Consider the following 17,806-nt stretch of genomic DNA (forward strand, 5'->3'; position numbering starts at 1 on the left):
GTTTATACTGGGCGGCAATTATACACAACCGAGATAGCAACATGGCGAAAACCGCGGCGGCTTTACACATCCTGGTCAAAGAGGAAGCGCTGGCAAAAGAGATTCTGGCGAAACTAGCGAAAGGCGGCAATTTTCAGGCGCTGGCAAAGAAGCACTCTACCTGTCCTTCCGGCCGGAAGGGGGGCGATCTGGGTGAGTTCCGGCAGGGACAGATGGTGCCGGCCTTTGATAAAGCGGTCTTTACCTGCCCGCTGCTGACGCCTTACGGGCCGGTAAAGACCGGCTTTGGTTATCACATTATCAAAGTGCTCTACCGCAACTAGTTACTTCTTCTGTTTCATCTGCTGCAGGACGGTGCTGCACTGGTTGTCTTCGTTATCACTTGGCGAGATCATGGCCAGCAGCGCGGCTGCCGGACCAACGACCGCACCCAGTACCACGGCAGCGGCACCGCGGGCCAACAGTGGCCCCGCTTTCACGCCTGCATCCGGATTTTTAAACGTACCGCGCACGTAGAGCGGCGAGCGCAGCGTCACGATGCGGATGCCCTTGCTCTCCGGATTCACCGACAGATCCAGCCGCTCACTGCCGAAGTTCGCATTCCCTGACACATTGATAATCGCGTTCTCGGTATCAAACACAAACAAATTAGGCGTCGCCACACCATTCTGCAGTCTGAGATCGGTCGCGGCGCAGTTGATACGCACCTGGTCATCGCCAAACAGCTTGCCCACCACGTAATTACCGACGTTGAGTCCGGCAATCTCCATCAGGCTGCGGCTGATCAGTCCATCATTCATCAGCAGCTTAAGCTGACCGTTGCTGGTCGCCAGCAGATCGGCCACTGAATTACCGGTACCGGTAAAGCTGGCATCGCCATTGAGCTGACCACGGCTGCTCTTCATTGCGTCCACCGTCGGGAAGAGCTGACGCAGCTGCAGCTTACGGACATGAAGGTCAACCCGGCCACGCATCGGCGATCGATCGCCCTCCAGCCGGATGGTGCTGTTGAGACTGCCGCCTGCCACACCAAAGCGCAGCGGATCCAGCAGCAGATCGCCGCTTTTCAGCTGTAAGTGGGTGTAAAGATCGCTTAACGGCAGGGAATTACTGTGTTCGATTCGTTTGCCGCTGAACTTCACATCGGCATCCATCACGTCCCAGTTTTTAGTCTCAAATTTATCATGTGGCAGCACGCGGTCGGCAGGCTGATTCGATTTCTCACCGCGACGAGCTTTGGCCTGCGCGGTTTTTTCACTGCCTTTACCGGAGTCCACGCCAATCAGCGGCCCCAGATCAGCCATACGCAGCTGCTCCGAGGTCAGTTCGCCGGTCAGCGCAGGACGGGGTTTGCCCTGTGTGTAAATCAGCGAGCCATGAATATCGCTGTCGCCAATGTGTCCGTTGAATTTCTCATAACGGTAGACTGCACCTTTTTCGCCATTGAATTTCGCAATCAGATGGCCGTCAGTTTCATAGGGCGGTGTTTCAGGCAGCAGGACACCGGTCAGACCATAAAGATTCGCCAGCGTATCGCCTGCGAAGCGCAGCCGCACGTTAAGCCCGCCGAGGTTCATCGGATCCTGCAACCCGCCCGTCACCTGCACGCGCGTGGAACCGTTACGCACATCGGCCTGGATCGGGAACGGGGTGTTCTGGCTGCGCAGCGACAGCATGCCGCCGATTTTGCCGTCGCCACTGAGAGTCTCGTTGTTGTAGGTGCCGCTGGCTTTCCAGCCAAAGACAAAATCGCCCGCGCCCTTCTGCTGGTCATTGCCGCCGGCAATCTGCGCGTAAGGTACTGGTTTACCCAGCGGATTGACCTGTACCGTCACATCCGCACGGTTAACGGCATCGCGATAACGGATTTGTCCCTGATCAAAAAGAATATTATCCAGACGGAAGGACCACGCAGACGGCGCGGCATTCTTCTCGTCTTTGTCGCTATTGGCCAGGGTAAAGGTCCAGTTGTTCTTTTTATCCGCGGTCTGGATCAGTCGGGCATCAGGCCGCTGCAGCTTAATCCACGGGATAAACAGTTCTTTATGCAGCAACGACAGCGGTGACAGCGTGGCATCCACACGCTGCAGATGCACCATGGTGACGTCAGGAATGTCTGGCGGATTGCCCAGCATAATATCTTCCGCGTGCACCTGTGGCCACGGCACCCAGCGCCGCCAGCCTGCCTCGTCGCGATTTCTTGCCCAGTCGATACCCAAATCTCCCCGTATCGCAAAGGGACGGTTTAATTCGGCAGAGACTTTCTGATTGATGGTGGGCTTCACGCGATTCCAGTCAAAGGTGGCGATGACAACGATAATCACCACGATTAATAACACCAGAATTCCTGCTACCCAGCTGACTATTTTCCCGGTACGCGACATTACGCTTTCTCCTTGCACATTCACGGTCTGCGTTAAAGATAGTCGAGACGGCGAGCAACGGCATCAGGGAAGCTGGATAATGAGATGATTCAGTTCAGAAAATGGGACAGGCCGGGAAAAGTAGTAGCCCTGGGCCGCGATAGCGGGGGACGCTTTAACCTGCTGCCACTGCGCTTCCGTCTCAACGCCTTCAACAATGACGCCGTTACAGTAGCGATTGATCAGCGCCAGCAGCATCGAAAACAGGCTGCGCCCTTCATTGGTGGTGCCCAGCAAAACAAACAGGTCGCGCGAAAGCTTGATGTAATCATAGTTGAGTTGGGTCAGCGCAGAAAAATTGGCCATACCCGAACCGAAATCATCCAGCCACAGCGCCCCCAGCTCAGGAATTTTCGCTACTTTCTCCTCCTGCGGCAGCACCTGATGCTCGGTAAGTTCAAAGCGTAACCAGGGCAGCCGGGCAATGAGCTGGCGAATAGCAGGTCGATGCTGAATGGCGAGCAGTGAGGGACCGTCTATGTTGACCGAGGCGACCACATCATTGCGTTCAAAAAATACAGTCCATTCTGCGAGGAGTTCAAGCTGTTCATACACGACGTTCAGGCGCTGAGCGATGTCGAGTCCGGCAAACCAGGCTTCAGGCGAGAGATTCCGTTCCGGCGCCATGGGATGATAAACGGCGGTCAGCAGTTCAATGGCGAGTAACTGACCGGTTACCCGATAGATCGGCTGAAACCGATAGCGTCGATGACATTGTTGCCAGAAGAGCGGCGTTTCCGCGTGGAGATTAAGGTCGGTTGAAGACGGCAGCCATTGGCTAATACTCTCCATCACCATGCTATTTTCCTGGTTGGTAACACGTCCCCAAAACGGGAGACTAAAGCGATTATCGTAAATGCCTGTGATAATGAGATGAATGGGGCGACCGTATCAAAACGGGGAGTTTACCAGCCGATTCGTTAGCATAATCAGTAAAAAAGGCCGAAATTAGCCGCTCTTATCGCCCGGATCGGGGCCTTTCAGCACCTTAAGCTAAATTAAAACATCGTTTTAAAATCATTGACGTCTGCCATACCAGACGCGAGACTAAGACGATATTTCACTACAGGTCTGAAACCATGACGCAGAAGAAAATCGCCATTATCGGCGAATGCATGATTGAGCTGTCCGAAAAGGGTGAGAACATTAAGCGAGGCTTTGGCGGCGATACCCTTAACACGGCGGTGTATCTTGCCCGCCAGGTTGATGAACAGCAGTTACGGGTCGATTATGTTACCGCGCTGGGCACGGATTCATTCAGTGAACAGATGATCGCCGCCTGGCAGCAGGAGAAGGTGAATACGGACCTGATTCAGCGCCTCGATAATAAGATGCCGGGCCTGTATGTGATTGAAACCGACGCCGACGGCGAGCGTACCTTCTGGTACTGGCGCAGCGATGCCGCCGCGCGTTACTGGCTCGACAGCCCGCAATCCGCAGAGATAGCCGAACAGCTGTCGCACTACGATTATCTCTACCTTAGCGGCATCAGTCTGGCGATTCTGCCACCGGCAAGCCGTGAGAAGCTGATGGCGTTGCTGGCCCGCTGCCGGGCGAATGGCGGCAGGGTAATTTTTGATAACAATTACCGCCCGCGTTTATGGGCCGATCGCGCCAGTGCGCAGGCTGCGTATCGCGCCATGCTGAACGGTACCGATATCGCTTTCCTGACGCTGGATGATGAACATCTGCTGTGGGGCGAGCAGCCGCTCGATGACGTGATTGCGCGTACCCGTCAGGCCGGTGCCAGCGAAATCATAATTAAGCGGGGCGCAGAATCCTGTCTGGTAGCTATCGGCGATGCGCCGCTGATCGCGGTGCCTGCGGTACGTCTGGCGAAAGAGAGAGTGATCGATACGACGGCCGCTGGCGACTCATTCAGTGCCGGATATCTGGCGCGCCGTCTGACTGGTGCGTCTGCAGAGTCAGCTGCGCAGCGTGGACACCTGACCGCCAGCACCGTGATTCAGCATCGCGGCGCGATTATTCCGGCAGAGGCGATGCCTGATTGATGCTGAAGCAGTTAGCGTCGTAAAGATCGATCTGCGAATATAGATGACGAAAAATGCGCCCAGAGGCGCATTTTTTTGCGCTGTTGATTATGTCTGGCTGAGTCTCTGTTGCCATGAGCCATCTGCGCCGCCTATTCAATTTCCTCGCGGCTGAAGACATCGGTGCGGGCATAGTCAATGTTGTTGGCGACCGTGTCGTTGAACAGGTAAACATGCTGAGAAACCAGTGCTACCTGCTCGCGCAGCGAGGCCAGGGTGTAATCACGCAGGTCATGCCCATCCGGCAAAATTTCGCCGCTGTCGATGTCGTGGAAGCGCCGGGAGACGATGCTGATCGCCAGCAACACAATGGGAGCCAGCACCAGCAGGATCAGGGAAAGCTTTCAGCTGTAATAGAACATCATGACAAACTGGCAAGGATTCGAGGCCCCTTCACGTACTACCGTGACCAGCGACCCGGAAGAGGAAGACGCGACCTGTTCGCAGTCGTAGCTGATACGGGAGAGCAGCGTGCCGGTTGATTGCTGATTAAAGAACGATACCGGCATGCCCATCATGTGACTGAACAGCCGACGACGCAGGATCATGACCACTTTGCCTGACACCCAGGAAATGCAGTAGCTGGAGATATAGCCGCTGACACCGCGGATCGGGATCAGCCCGATAACTACCAGCGGCATCCAGGCCAGAATGCCGTGGTTATTTTTGCCAACCACATCGTCCAGCTGCGTCTTCAGTAACGTCAGCATAAACGGGTCTGTAGCGGCATTGACGATCAGGGCAATAACCGCAACCAGCAGTCCCAGCCTGAAGGGAGAAATTGTCGGTCACAGGCGACCAAAGGTTTGTCTGGCAGAGAGATCGGTATCAAACAGGGCATGCATCTTATCGTTGTGAACAGACGGATGATGTTATGTTAAACCGCATCAACCAGCAGTAAACTGCCCTGTGGTAAATGATGCTGACCATTCCCAAATGAGACTGGCACATTAATCTCAGCATTGAGACGGAGATCACTCTGTCACTAAAAGCATTATGTTGTCTTAACAGCAAACAGCGTGATATCCGGTAAATTGCGGTTAACAAAGCGGCCCGTGCCAGCCATTTACCTTAAGCTGAAAATTAGTGGTTAATAACAGACACCCTGCGGCAATCCTCGTTAATCCCTCTTATAATTTATTGATTAAAATTAATAATTTACGCAAACATATCTCTCTCCAGGCATAGTCCGAATCTGGTCAGATTCGCCCTTTTCGGATGGACGATCGCCTGAAAAAAGACCATCTTTTAATCAAAAGACAGCAGGACGCTGTTCTCTCCGGCCGCGAATAAAACAATTAAAATATTCCCCGCATCAGGATCTATTTATGCACACAGAAATTATTAATATCTGGCCACACGGTGATGCGCCAGGCGCCAGCGACTCCCGCGCCGAACCGCAGATTGTCGATATGGCAAAAGAGTATGAGCCTTACGATCGCGCCGCTACCGGCGTGCGTTGCCCGGAGATGGCGATCTGGCATCCGGTCGAATCCAACGGCATTACCCTGCTGGTCGCACCGGGCGGTGGCTATCAGCGTGTAATGATCGATCGTGAAGGCAGCGCGCTGGCGACCTTCTTTACCGCCATGGGCTACACCCTGGCGGTCATGACCTATCGCCTGCCCTACGACGGGCATCACGAAGGCCCCGATGCGCCGCTGGCCGATGCACAGCGTGCGGTTCGCGTCCTGCGTGATCGGGCACAGCGCGGCCTGAACGGTAAATACATTGTGATGATGGGCTTTTCGGCGGGTGGCCACGTGGCGGCCAGCCTGGGCACGCGTTTCGCAGAGAAACTCTATCCGGTGCAGGATGGCGCTGAAAACTTCTCGCCGCGTCCGGATGCGATGGTACTGGTCTATCCCCTGATCAGCATGCGTGACGGCATCGCCCACGAAGGTGCCAGGACCCGCCTGCTGGGTGCGTGGCCCGATCAGAAAACGATTGAAGCCTACTCAATGGAAACCCGTGTTCATCCGCTGGTACCGCCGACGCTGTTAATCCACGCCGCTGACGATGACGATGTCTCCGTGAATCACAGCATGGCGTTTTTCGGCGCACTGCGTGAGCATAAGGTTCCGGCAGAGGTGCATTTCTATCAGAAAGGCGGACACGGATTTGGTATCCGTGGCGTGGCAGATTTGCCCCTCGCCAGCTGGCCGATGTTAGTGACCGAGTGGCTCAGGGCAAAAACCTGACGTTACGCGGCGGGGGGAACGTCTTTGACGTTGCTATCCGGCGGACTGGCTTCATTGCTGGTCGCCGGTGCCGCTGGCGGTGACATCACTTTGTCCCAGCTGTTTTGCAGGCTCTTCACATTGGTTTCTGCTTCGCCTTCCGGCTGAATCAGAACCATCATCAGTTCCTGCGTCAGCTGCTGGCGCAGCTCCTGGTTTAGCTGTTCACGGGTCAGGCCGGCCAGGAAAGTCTGACGCAGCTTCTGATACTGCTCTGGCGCGATATCGACCACAGCGTTCTGTTGCGATCGCAGGCGCTGACTCATCAGCACATCAGTGTCGGTGCGGGCATAAGTGGTAAACAGCTTGTTCAGTTCCAGCAGCTTCTGCGCCATCAGCGCATCAAACTCCTCCTGCGGTAAACCTTTATCACGCACGTTTGCCAGCTCACGCGCCACCAGATTCATATTCTGCGCGAGATTTTCATTGCGCCCATCCAGGTTGATAGAACACTGCGCACGCTGATAAAGCACACGGCAATCAAATCCGACCTGAATGCCCTGCGCCTTGCTGTCGCTGAGTGCACGCTGCACATGCCAGAACAGCGCTTCACGGGCCAGATCGCCCTGCCAGTAACGCTGCAGATTCTGAGAGTCACGAATCGGTTGCCACGGCGTATCCCACACCAGCGACAGACGATCCTGGGTCATGTTGCTGCTGACCAGATTCACCGGCTCATGTGGCAGTGGCGACAGGGTGGGCAGTGGCGCAGGGGTTTCACGTTTGCCGGCTAACGCCGAGAAGGTTTTGTTGATCTGTTCAGAGAGGTTACGGCTGTCGACGTTACCTACCACGTAGAGCGTCATCGCGTCCGGGGTGTACCACTGATGATAAAAATCACTGAGCTGGGTCAAATCAACTGGCGCACGGGGCTGTGCAGCGGGATCGTGCGCCAGCAGCGCGGAGCCTTTCAGGCGGTAGCGCCACCAGACATCCTGCGGATCTTTCGGCCAGGTCGCCACCGGATCGGAAGCGGCCAGCGCAGTGTTAACCACCTCTTCAGTGATCGCCATATTGCCTGCCGTGGCCGCCAGCCAGTTCAGCGCTTCTTTCAGCAGCTCGGGACGGTTATTCGGCAGACTCAGATTATATTGGGTGGAATCATAGGAGGCGATGACGGGCGGTAGCGGATGCTGAGGATCCATCGCCTGCTGCCATAGCGCGCGCTGCTGCTGCGTATCAAGCGCCGTGTTATGCACCATCGCCAGACGCGATAACAGATGGCTGAAGCCGGTCTGTTGCGCACTTTCCACCAGCGAACCGGTGTTCACGACCAGCCGCAGTTCAATGCGGTCACTGGGGCGCTGCGGTGTGGCCAGTAACTGCCAGTTAAATCCATTATCCAGCTTGCCTTCCTGCCAGGCCGGATCCGGTTGCAGCGTTTCTGCCTGGAGACCAAAACTGCCTGCCAGCACTAATCCACCAACCAAAAGCCGAATTCTGGTGCCCTGCATGTGAACCCCTACTCAAATAATTCAAATATCGTTATCACTGGCGCATATTGCCGCTGTTATTAACGAATCGGCTGGCGCCGAATCGCGCTGTTATCCAACAACAGAGTGTTTGACCACAGGAAGCTCAGGATGTCGCGCAACGAAGTGAAAAACGTCAAAAAAAACAAGTGGGGTTCATTATGCAAATGCCCGCTGTCAGGGCAAGCGACAGCGGGCATTTGTGGGGATTTAAGTGAAATTCAATGATTAAATTGAAGATTCAGACGCTTTATTCTCCTTATTACGGCCTGCCAGCGTGTCGGTCAGCTGTTTATGATCCAGCTGATCGACCCATTTCGCGACTACCACGGTCGCCACACCGTTACCGATCAGGTTGGTCAGCGCACGTGCTTCGGACATAAAGCGGTCAATACCGAGTATCAGTGCCAGACCCGCCACCGGCAGATGTCCTACCGCAGAGAGCGTCGCCGCCAGTACGATAAATCCGCTTCCGGTTACCCCCGCTGCGCCTTTCGAGGAGAGCAGCAGTACCACCAGCAGCGTAATCTGATGGAAGATATCCATGTGCGCATTGGTCGCCTGAGCGATAAACACCGCCGCCATGGTCAGGTAAATCGACGTGCCGTCGAGGTTAAAAGAGTAACCGGTGGGGATCACTAACCCGACCACTGATTTCTTACAGCCCAGTTTCTCCATCTTATCCAGCATACGCGGCAGCGCAGACTCGGAAGAGGAGGTTCCCAGCACAATCAGCAGCTCTTCTTTGATATAGGCAATGAACTTAAAGATGCTGAATCCGGCAAACAGACGCGCAATCAGCCCCAGCACAATCACCACAAACAGAACGCAGGTGATGTAGAAGCAGATAATCAGCTGGCCGAGCTGCACCAGTGATCCCACACCATACTTACCGATAGTAAACGCCATTGCGCCAAATGCCCCTATCGGTGCCAGACGCATGATCATGTTAATAATGCCGAAAATGACTTTTGAGAAATTTTCAATCACGTTGAAAATCAGCGTGCCGGTGTTACCCAGGCGATGCAGGGCAAAACCAAACAGAATGGCGAACAGCAATACCTGCAGAATGTTGCCGCTGGCAAAGGCGCCAATCACGCTGTTAGGAATAATATCCAGCAGGAAGGAAACGATGCCCTGCTGTTCTGCCTGCTGGGCGTACATCGCCACGGCTTTGGCGTCCAGCGTGGCAGGATCAACGTTCATCCCGGCACCTGGCTGCACGACGTTCACCACGATCAGGCCGATAATCAGCGCGATGGTGCTGACAATTTCAAAATAGAGCAGGGCTACTGCGCCGGTCCGCCCTACTGCTTTCATGCTTTCCATGCCAGCGATGCCGGTCACCACGGTACAGAAAATCACCGGGGCGATAATCATCTTGATTAATTTAACAAAGCCATCTCCCAGCGGCTTCATCTGAGTCCCTAACTCCGGGTAAAAATGGCCTAACAAAACGCCGATGCCAATCGCCATCAGCACCTGGAAGTAAAGGCTTTTAAAAAGTGAGGTTTTCATAAACAGGTGTCCACTAACGCCGTGAGGTGATGTTGTCGGATTCGTTATTGTGACTGGCGGGCAACAGAGGTGGCGCCTGACAGTAACCCGAAAATAACACTCTGTTTACGGGATTAATACAGGGTGACAAACGCCCAGGAAACCCTGGGATCGTAATTCTGAACTGAAACGCTTCAGCAAGGGGTTTTGTAACTAAAATTCTCGCAAAATCAATGAATCAGGCAATTATTGCGGCAGTGAGGAGTTTTCGATCCATGTCTGGTTGAATCGGCTCACCGGCAGCGCTTCCGCATAAAAATAGCCCTGGCCGATAGCGATACCGCGCGCCAGCAGCCAGTCGCGCTGCTCCGCCGTTTCCACGCCTTCGGCAATCACCTCAAGATGGATAATCTCGGCGATGGCCGCCACGATGCGGACCATGGTGTCGTCATGCGGCAGTGCCGCCACAAAGCTGCGATCCATCTTCAGTTTGTTAACCGGCAACGCTTTCAGCTGATGGAGATAGTTCAGGTTGGAATAGCCCATGCCAAAATCATCCAGCGCCACCGCCACGCCGGTCTGCTGCAACAGTCGCAGCATCGATATCGCCTGTTCCGCATCGTCAAGCTGAGCCGTCTCTGTCACTTCCAGCACCAGGGTGCCTGGTGCAATGCGGTGGCGCGCCAGCAGGGATTGCAGATGAGAAACTACACCGGTATCCCGCAGTTGCACCGCGGAAATATTCACACTCAGCGGCAGCATAATGCCCTGTCGCTGCCAGCCAGCCAGAATGCGGCACGCCTCTTCAAACACCCAGCGGCCTATCGCGCTAATCACGCCAATCTCTTCGGCACTGGCAATAAACTCTTCGGTCAGACCGTAACTGCCATCTGGCTGGCGCATACGCAGCAGCGCTTCTGCGCCGGTTAACGTGCCGGTGCGCATATCCACCTGAGGTTGCAGGTAGAGGGCGAACTGCTCATCGTGCAGCCCCTGCAGAATGTCATGCTCCTGCGTCAGGCGTTTCTGCGCGCGCTCGGTCAGGGCAGCGTCAAAGAACAGGATCTGATTTTTACCCTGATGACGGGCCGACATCATCGCCGAGGTCGCGCGGTCAAGCAGCTCGTTAGCGCTTAGCGGCCGATCGTCACGCAGCGCCAGACCGATACTGACGTTAGGACGCAGCTGCAGTTGATGCAGGTTGACCGGCTGATTCAGGCGAATCATCAGGTTACGCGCCAGGCGCAGCGCACGGAACGGATTACTGGCGCGCTTCATTAACAGCACGAAGTCGCTGACACCGGTCTGTGCCAGCAGGGTATGGTCATCCAGCGTATGCCGGATCTTCTCCACCAGCGTCAGCATCAGCGTATCGCGCTGCTCATCGCTCAGTATGCCGTGAGCTTCCTGCAGCGTTTCAATGCGGATCACCATCAGACCCAGTGGCCGTTCAGGGTTGCACATGAACTGCTCGACCAGCGCCAGAAACAGCGTACGGTTAGGCAGATCGGTGACGGCAAAATGGGTGGTCAGCCGACTCATCTCGTCATGAATCGACTCCAGCACCTGCTGATTGCGGTTGTAGCTGCGGATCAGCATGCCGATTTCGTCATCGCGGTGGCTCTGCGGCAGGGTCAGTTTATGCGTCAGAATCGACTGCGGTGGCAGCTCCTGCAGCTCCCGTGAAAGATTGCGCAGCGGATGCACCACCAGCCGATTGATGCACCAGCTAATCGCCACGGAGAGGATCAGCGCCAGCAGCAGATAGGTGATGATCATGGTCGAGAGTGTGCTGAGGATAAACTGGTAGACGCGCGTCGAGTTAGCCTGCAACACCAGATAGGCCAGCGGCTTCGGCATCCCGGTATTTTCCACCGAATAGAGCGGCAGGGTAATCTGCACCGGCAGCTCAAACAGGCGGGCCACCAGAAGCGGCACCGGTTTTTCCGTCTCAAAGTCGGCGTGCAGGGCCTGGAACGCATTAGGCAGCACTACATCGGCGCGCGATAAAATACCGGCGGGCTTCAGTGAATGAAGAATGCGTTCGGCCTGAGAGATATCGGCACGCAGCACCGCTTCCGACAGCGGCTGGCGGACGGTGTGTGCGATATTCTCCATCTGCTGGGCGTAGTCAATCCTGCGCTGCTGCACAAAATGAAACAGTTGGATGACGATAAAGATACTGATGGTGATAACCGCAACCAGCGAAACTGTCGCCATCTGCTTTATCGTAAGTGACCGGCTTACGCGCAAAAAAATTCTCTCCCGACGATGAAAAAAGCCCAGATAGCAGACAGGACAATGCCCGCCAGTATATCTCATAAACTAACTTTTTTACCGTCTGAAAAGTCCTGCTTTTTCCCGTTCCGTGTTATTTAAAATCTGCGTAAGGGATGAGCGGCTGTGGCGGCATATCAAGATCGCCTTCCCAGCCGCCAGCAGCATAGCGCACATAGAGCAGACCATGACTCGGGGTGTAATCCTTCGCCTGCTGAATATCGACACCCGCACCAATAAACCAGCCCGACGTTAGCCGTCGCTCAATCACTGCCTGCAGCGTATAGCCCGTCCCGCCGCCGGAACTGCTGGCAGAAGACGGATTACTGGCAAGGGTATAGCCCGGATTAACCGGATAGCGCTGCTGCGCACGGGTTTTTGAATGTGACCAGGAGACGGAGCCGCCCAGATCAAACGACCAGTTCTCTGTCCGCTGTCGCCAGGTCACCGGCACGGAAAAAGAGAGATACTGCTGCGGACTGTAGTAACCGCCCTGGCCGAAGGTGTAATCGCTGAGATCTTTCTGATAGTGCCAGAGCATGCTGTTCAGCCCGACGGTCGCACGGCGGTTGTCGCTGTTGATGAGCTTGTAGTAATAGCCGCCCATCAGGCGCTCGCGGCTATTATCGGCAACATTCTTACCGGTGATCTGATGCGCACTGATGTCGCCCCAGACGCCATGCGCCCCGCCCTGATCGTAACTCAGCCCGATGCTGCCGCCCGTGGCCACCACGCCGCCCCAGCTTTTGCCCCCGTTGGCTGCAGGATCGCGCGTCCCGGCATAGGAGAGCAGCGAACTGGCTATCGGCCTGCGTGAGGCAGTGAGTGTGACGCCGAGCTGTTTCACATCGGTTTTCCAGCTCAGCCCGCCGGTCCAGTTAGTGACTTCAAAACCCAGCGGCGTAGTACCGAGGTCAGCCGACCAGGTCGCGTTACGCCAGCCAGCGGCCAGCGCCGTACCCTCATCGCGCTGGCGGGTCTGACGACTGCAGCCGCCGGAATTCGCATCATCGCAGCTGCCAAACAGGGCGTCGATGCTGCCGTTTTGGGTGGTAAAGGTGCCTGCGGAAACATCCACCCGATCAAGACGGAAAAAGCCCCGGCCATCGGCAAACGGATGTTCCGCCTGCAGCATGGTGGTGTGCGCCGTAAAATCAGAGATGCCGCCGGTGCCGCTGTTGCGTGAATAGTCCTGCTGCACCGTCAGCGTGGTCTGCTGCTGACGGTAAAGATCGGCCGTGTCGCTGCGCAGGCTGCGCTTCAGCCAGTCATCCTGAGGATCGTTGCGGGTTGCGCGGCTGATATTGCCACTGCTATCGATACCGCTGGCCGTCATCGCCTGACGATAGTCTGCCAGCGCCTGTTCAGGCTGCTGCTGTGCGCCCTCCAGCCGTGCCGCATCACGAAACACCAGCGCCTTGTCCTGCGAAGGCGGCAGCACGGCGGCACGCTGTTTCAGATCGGCAAACTGCGCGGCAGCCCGCGTAGTTTCACCCACCGCCTGCCACGCCAGCGCAATACGGCGATCCGCATTGACACTGGCCTGCACCGGCGACTGTTGCTCAAGCGCCTGGCGGGCTTCGCTGTTGCGCTGCAGGGCAACCAGCGCTTCGATCCGTCCCAGCGCCGCATCGCCGTTATCCGGCTGGCGCGACAGCACCTGCTGATAATCCGCCAGCGCCTGCTGCGCTTCACCGCGTTCCAGCGCCCAGTCGGCCAGCATCAGGTTGCGCCGGCTGGAAACCGGCTGCTGCTCAAGCAGCGTCACCGCTGCCTGCTCCTGCCCGGCGGCGCGCAGCGCCTCAGCCTGAGCAAAAATCTGATCCTGCTTCAGGCGGTCAGCCAGCTCGCGCATATCGCTGCTCCACTGCGCGTCGGGCAGCCGATGCAGCGTGGCCATCGCCTCGCTGTTGTTATCGTTGCCTGAGAACCAAAGTGCGGTCGCATAAAGCGCGGTGGCATCCCGGGGATGCTGCGGCGGCAGTGCGCGCATCACCGCATCCGCCTGCTGTCCGGCTCCGCTGTTACGCAGTGCGCCCGCCAGCCGGTAACTGAGCCAGACGTCATCCGGGGCCAGCTCGCGCGCCTGGCGATATTTTTCTGCGGCCTGCGACCAGCGCGCCTGCTGCGCCAGGGCATCCGCCTCCGCGCGCAGGCTGTCGCTGCGCAGCGTCCGGATCGTGTCGGCCAGTGCGCGCTGCTGTGCAGCGGGTAAGGTATTGATGAATTCCATCTCGCGGGCGGGCGACACCGTCTGATACAGCCCCGCCAGCCGACGCATTGCGGTGATATTAGTGCCATCCAGCCGTCGCGCGCGCTGCCAGAACTGTTCAGCCGCCGCCGTCTCTTTGCGGGCCATCGCCACATCGCCCAGGCCAATCAGGGCATAGCTATCGCTGCTGTCATACGCTTGCGCCGCGCGATAGTGCTTTTCGGCAGCATCAATATCGTGCTGTGCCAGCGCTTTATCGCCCTGCTCAATCGCCAGCCAGTAGCGATTGCTCTGCAACAGTGACTGCCATTTGCCGATCAGCGTGCTCTGCTGACCCGCTTTAATCGCACGTTCCAGCCAGAGAATGGCGGTATCACGATGGCCGGCGCGGGCCTGAGTTTGTCCCATCGCGCCCATTAATTCAGCATCATCGGGATTTGCTTTTAGCGCCCGGTTAAGGGTCGTCATCGCGTTATTCACATCGCCTGCGTCGACCAGCGCCAGCGCCCGCATCCGTTCACGATAAGCGGGATCGGCCAGCGTCGTCTGCTGCTTCGCGAGCGCCTCTGCGCCCTGCTGGTGTGCATCGCCCTCAGTAAAAACGGCCAGATAGGCTTTAAGCTGCGCCACGCTGCTGTCGCTGATCGGCTGACTGGAGATCTGCTGCAGCCAGAGGTCGGCGGCAGCGGCACGCCCGCCGTTGCTGTTTGCCAGCTTTTTCAACTGCGCTATCGCCTTTTCTGGCTGCTGCTGATTAAACGCCATGCGTGCAATTTGTAGCTCAACCCCGATATTGCCCGGATAACGCTGTTCCAGTGCCTGAAGCTGCTGATAAGCCACATCCTCCTGGCCGGGAAGGCGCGCCAGCAGCCGCCAGTACTCCAGGGCGGTATTGGGATCGGGGAAGACGCCGTTAAACAGCGCGTCATAAGCGCTTTTCGCCTCGGTCAGTCGCCCCGAGGTGGCAAGCAGTCGCGCCTGCTGCAGTTGCTGCCGTCCATCGGATGAGGTCAGCGCCAGGCCGATAGCTGATTCGCGCGTCTCTGCCGAATCAGGTGCAACCTTTTTCAGTTGATCCAGCAACAACTGCGCGCTGGCGATATCACCCTGGTGCAGTGCCAGCCGCAGACGTGCCGCCAGCACCTGGGGATTATCGGGATCGATTTTCTCCAGCCGATAGAGCGATTGCTGTACCAGCTCGTATTTGTTGGTCGACTCGCCGGTACGGACCTGGGTCAGCAGCCAGTCGACCGGCGAGACTTCCGATTCGTCAGCGGCGGCCATGCCCGGCAGCGCACTCAGCGCGCCAAGCAGCATGCCTGTCCGCAATAACTGAGCGTTATTCATCTTCATCCAGTAAACGACGACGGGTAATAATTCGCATCAGACGCCATGTCATCAGCGCGAACAGCACCACCACAAAGAGCGCACAGAGTGCCAGCCAGAAAGGATGTGAAGAGAGCAGCGACCAGAGACGCTCCCACCACGGCAGATGGCCGACAAAGTAAGTCTCTCCGACGCGCAGGCTGTTGACACCCGACTCACGGATAATCGCCGTGGAGCCTGAGATTGCCTGGCGTTTGCCGCTGTCAGCCAGCGCCTCATCAAGCAGCTGCCAGCTGCGCGGACTGCCATCGGCAAGCAGCGCGACGACACTGCGCTGATCGTAAAACGGCGACTGGAAACCGATCACAGTCGCCAGCGGGCCGCGTGAACCAATGGCCGTGGTGCTTTCCACTGCTCTTTCAGCCTCGCTCAGCGGCTGAACAGGCTGAGAAACCTTGCGCACCGGGGTTTTCAGCCAGCTGGCGGTGGCATCGACCAGCGCCGTGATCCGACGGTCATCCTGAAGATCTTTGGGGATGTCGCCGATCATCAGTAGATCCGCATCCTGCTTTTTCGCCGTACTCCAGTCATCGGTAAGCTGCACGCGCAGCGCCGGATAGCCGGTCTGCGCGCCCATATTGCCCAGCGCATTCAACAGCGTACTGACCTGCTGTGCATCGGGATTAGGCTGGACCAGCACCAGCGTCTGGGCCAGATCAGCGTAGCGACTGAACGGGAAGCCAGCGTTCGCCCAGCTCTGCAATGAGGGCATTTCGATGTAGTGGCGATAGCCAGAGAAGTCGATGCTGGAACTGTCGTCCACCACGACATGGTGTCCTACCGGCGTCACGGTTTCACAACGCCCGTCGGCGGTGCCACCCATAAAGGTATTGGCATAGTCAAAATCAAAGCGCAGCTGGTTTACCACGCCCAGCCGCAGCGCCGGGATCAGTAGCTCATGATTCTTGTCCATCATTCCCTGAATCAGCGGAATATGCAGCAGTTGCTGCCCGGCGGTGTTTTTCGGCACCAGCGGGTAGTCCTGAATAAACTGATTATTCAGGTTAACGGCCAGCCGTGAACCATCCGGGTGAACAGGCGAGGTGTAGCGATAGATCAGATCCATATCAATTCCGCGCGCCCGTACCAGGAAGAGATCAGGCGGCAGGTTCAGCGTCAGGCTGATCGGGTTGGGCTGCAGACCGTCGGACTGTAACTGGTTTTCATACTGCGTCAGCTCTGCAAAAGTGGTGCGGCGATCGGTCCGCACCCAGTTTGGCGCATCATAGGGCTGACGCGGTGCCAGCAGTGTGACACGGTCGACAGTCGCGCTGTCGCCGCGTAACAGCAGCTCACCCTGCGCAATCCCCTGCACCGCCGTCAGCAGATCGTCGTCGTTGCGTCCCAGGATTAGCAGCATTTTTTCATAGGGACTGTCAGGCTGGCTTACCATCGCCACGGTCGGCTTCATCACCGGCGGCAAATTTTTCAGGAAATCCGGGCGTGCATTGTTGGTGGCAAACACCACCGCATGCTGCTGTTGCGGCAGCTGATTGTAGAGCACTGGAAAATGCTGTCCGCGCCAGGCGGCTTTGCTGCCGAACCAGGAGGCCAGGATCGCGGCGGCGCGCTGCTGGTTAACATCTGGCCGGGCAGCAAACACCATCGGCAGGGTCAGCGGTCGCGTGTCGCGCGTATCAAGAAAGGGCTCCGGGAAATGAGACAGGTCATTTTTCAGCGGCAGCTTTTGTAGCGTCAGATCCAGACCGCTCTCTTTGCCGATATCGAGCCAGATGGTGCTGTTAGCCGGATTTTCACAGATGTTGGCGTAGTGACCGACCAGCTCAAAGCGCACGCGGTTAAAGTCGGTGATAAAACGGGGATCGATCGCCAGCTGCATCTGATTCTGTTTGCCAATATCTTCAGGCGTCAGGGTAATCAGGCTTACCAGCTCATCATTGAGATAGACTTTCAGCTGCGAAAGCGTGGGCAGCAGCGCAGGCGACGGCCGGTAGCTGAGATTAAGCAGCGCACGTGTCACCACCTCATCACTGCGCACCCCGAACTCGATCTGCCCGCTGGGGCGCGTTCCGCTCAGCGTCATGCTGCCCGGCGGCGGCGCCAGCTTAAGAAAACTCAGCTGACTGCTACGCAGCGGCGCGGCAGGCTGCTGCGGCAACGATTGCACCGCCGTTTCTCCGGTAACCATGACCGGCGTACTCTCCTGCGCCACGGCGCAGCTCAGCGTTGCCGAGCCCAGCAGCAGTGCAGCGACCCACCTGTTTATTCCTGTTGTCGTCATATCATC

At 57.0% G+C, this 17,806-nt stretch carries 10 protein-coding genes and 1 pseudogene; 3 read left to right on the top strand and 8 right to left on the bottom strand.

Features of this window, described 5'->3' with window-relative positions:
* Positions 1-41: 41 nt before the first annotated feature.
* Positions 42-323, top strand: coding sequence for a peptidylprolyl isomerase PpiC (gene ppiC, locus QSK07_RS19525; RefSeq protein WP_098051874.1), 282 nt, complete (start codon positions 42-44; stop codon positions 321-323).
* On the opposite strand, the gene QSK07_RS19530 is transcribed toward ppiC, so the two are convergent.
* Positions 324-2,384 carry an AsmA family protein gene (locus QSK07_RS19530; protein ID WP_098051875.1) on the bottom strand — a complete coding sequence of 687 codons (2,061 nt, stop codon included), beginning with the start codon at positions 2,382-2,384 and terminating at the stop codon, positions 324-326. It abuts the gene before it with no gap.
* Between the two features lie 63 nt (positions 2,385-2,447).
* The gene (pdeH, locus tag QSK07_RS19535; protein WP_285722451.1) at positions 2,448-3,221 is read right to left on the bottom strand and encodes a cyclic-guanylate-specific phosphodiesterase; all 774 of its coding nucleotides are present in this window, start codon (positions 3,219-3,221) and stop codon (positions 2,448-2,450) included.
* A 281-nt stretch (positions 3,222-3,502) separates the two neighbouring features.
* On the opposite strand from pdeH, the gene kdgK reads away from it, so the two are divergent.
* Complete coding sequence (gene kdgK, locus QSK07_RS19540; RefSeq protein ID WP_098051877.1) at positions 3,503-4,435, top strand: 2-dehydro-3-deoxygluconokinase; 933 nt, start codon at positions 3,503-3,505, stop codon at positions 4,433-4,435.
* Between the two features lie 134 nt (positions 4,436-4,569).
* Here the strand turns inward: kdgK and QSK07_RS19545 are convergent.
* A pseudogene (locus tag QSK07_RS19545) lies at positions 4,570-5,256 on the bottom strand (ABC transporter transmembrane domain-containing protein); the annotation flags it as partial.
* A 546-nt stretch (positions 5,257-5,802) separates the two neighbouring features.
* On the opposite strand from QSK07_RS19545, the gene QSK07_RS19550 reads away from it, so the two are divergent.
* The gene (locus tag QSK07_RS19550) at positions 5,803-6,675 is read left to right on the top strand and encodes an alpha/beta hydrolase (RefSeq protein WP_285722453.1); all 873 of its coding nucleotides are present in this window, start codon (positions 5,803-5,805) and stop codon (positions 6,673-6,675) included.
* Between the two features lie 2 nt (positions 6,676-6,677).
* On the opposite strand, the gene QSK07_RS19555 is transcribed toward QSK07_RS19550, so the two are convergent.
* The 5 genes from QSK07_RS19555 to bcsB form a co-directional block, all read right to left on the bottom strand.
* Positions 6,678-8,168 carry a M16 family metallopeptidase gene (locus QSK07_RS19555; protein ID WP_098051878.1) on the bottom strand — a complete coding sequence of 497 codons (1,491 nt, stop codon included), beginning with the start codon at positions 8,166-8,168 and terminating at the stop codon, positions 6,678-6,680.
* 246 nt (positions 8,169-8,414) lie between these two features.
* On the bottom strand, positions 8,415-9,704 hold the full coding sequence (locus tag QSK07_RS19560) for a dicarboxylate/amino acid:cation symporter (RefSeq protein ID WP_285722455.1): 1,290 nt from the start codon (positions 9,702-9,704) through the stop codon (positions 8,415-8,417).
* A gap of 225 nt (positions 9,705-9,929) precedes the next feature.
* Positions 9,930-11,936 (bottom strand): biofilm formation regulator HmsP, encoded by a 2,007-nt coding sequence (hmsP, locus tag QSK07_RS19565; protein ID WP_275222165.1) that lies wholly within the window; start codon positions 11,934-11,936, stop codon positions 9,930-9,932.
* A 118-nt stretch (positions 11,937-12,054) separates the two neighbouring features.
* A complete protein-coding gene (gene bcsC, locus QSK07_RS19570; RefSeq protein ID WP_285722457.1) occupies positions 12,055-15,519 on the bottom strand; it encodes a cellulose synthase complex outer membrane protein BcsC in 3,465 nt (1,154 codons plus the stop codon).
* Positions 15,512-17,800 (bottom strand): cellulose biosynthesis cyclic di-GMP-binding regulatory protein BcsB, encoded by a 2,289-nt coding sequence (gene bcsB, locus QSK07_RS19575; protein ID WP_285722459.1) that lies wholly within the window; start codon positions 17,798-17,800, stop codon positions 15,512-15,514. Before bcsB ends, bcsC begins: the two co-directional genes overlap by 8 nt.
* Positions 17,801-17,806: the final 6 nt, after the last annotated feature.

Source organism: Pantoea sp. QMID4 (genome assembly GCF_030270445.1).
Taxonomy (GTDB): Bacteria; Pseudomonadota; Gammaproteobacteria; order Enterobacterales; family Enterobacteriaceae; genus Pantoea; species Pantoea vagans.

Coding starts and splice junctions, on each gene's coding strand:
- pdeH (WP_285722451.1), bottom strand. CDS start 3,221: ATGGTGATGGAGAGTATTAGCCAATGGCTGCCGTCTTCAACCGACCTT.
- bcsC (WP_285722457.1), bottom strand. CDS start 15,519: ATGAATAACGCTCAGTTATTGCGGACAGGCATGCTGCTTGGCGCGCTG.
- QSK07_RS19560 (WP_285722455.1), bottom strand. CDS start 9,704: ATGAAAACCTCACTTTTTAAAAGCCTTTACTTCCAGGTGCTGATGGCG.
- ppiC (WP_098051874.1), top strand. CDS start 42: ATGGCGAAAACCGCGGCGGCTTTACACATCCTGGTCAAAGAGGAAGCG.
- kdgK (WP_098051877.1), top strand. CDS start 3,503: ATGACGCAGAAGAAAATCGCCATTATCGGCGAATGCATGATTGAGCTG.
- QSK07_RS19530 (WP_098051875.1), bottom strand. CDS start 2,384: ATGTCGCGTACCGGGAAAATAGTCAGCTGGGTAGCAGGAATTCTGGTG.
- QSK07_RS19555 (WP_098051878.1), bottom strand. CDS start 8,168: ATGCAGGGCACCAGAATTCGGCTTTTGGTTGGTGGATTAGTGCTGGCA.
- QSK07_RS19550 (WP_285722453.1), top strand. CDS start 5,803: ATGCACACAGAAATTATTAATATCTGGCCACACGGTGATGCGCCAGGC.
- bcsB (WP_285722459.1), bottom strand. CDS start 17,800: ATGACGACAACAGGAATAAACAGGTGGGTCGCTGCACTGCTGCTGGGC.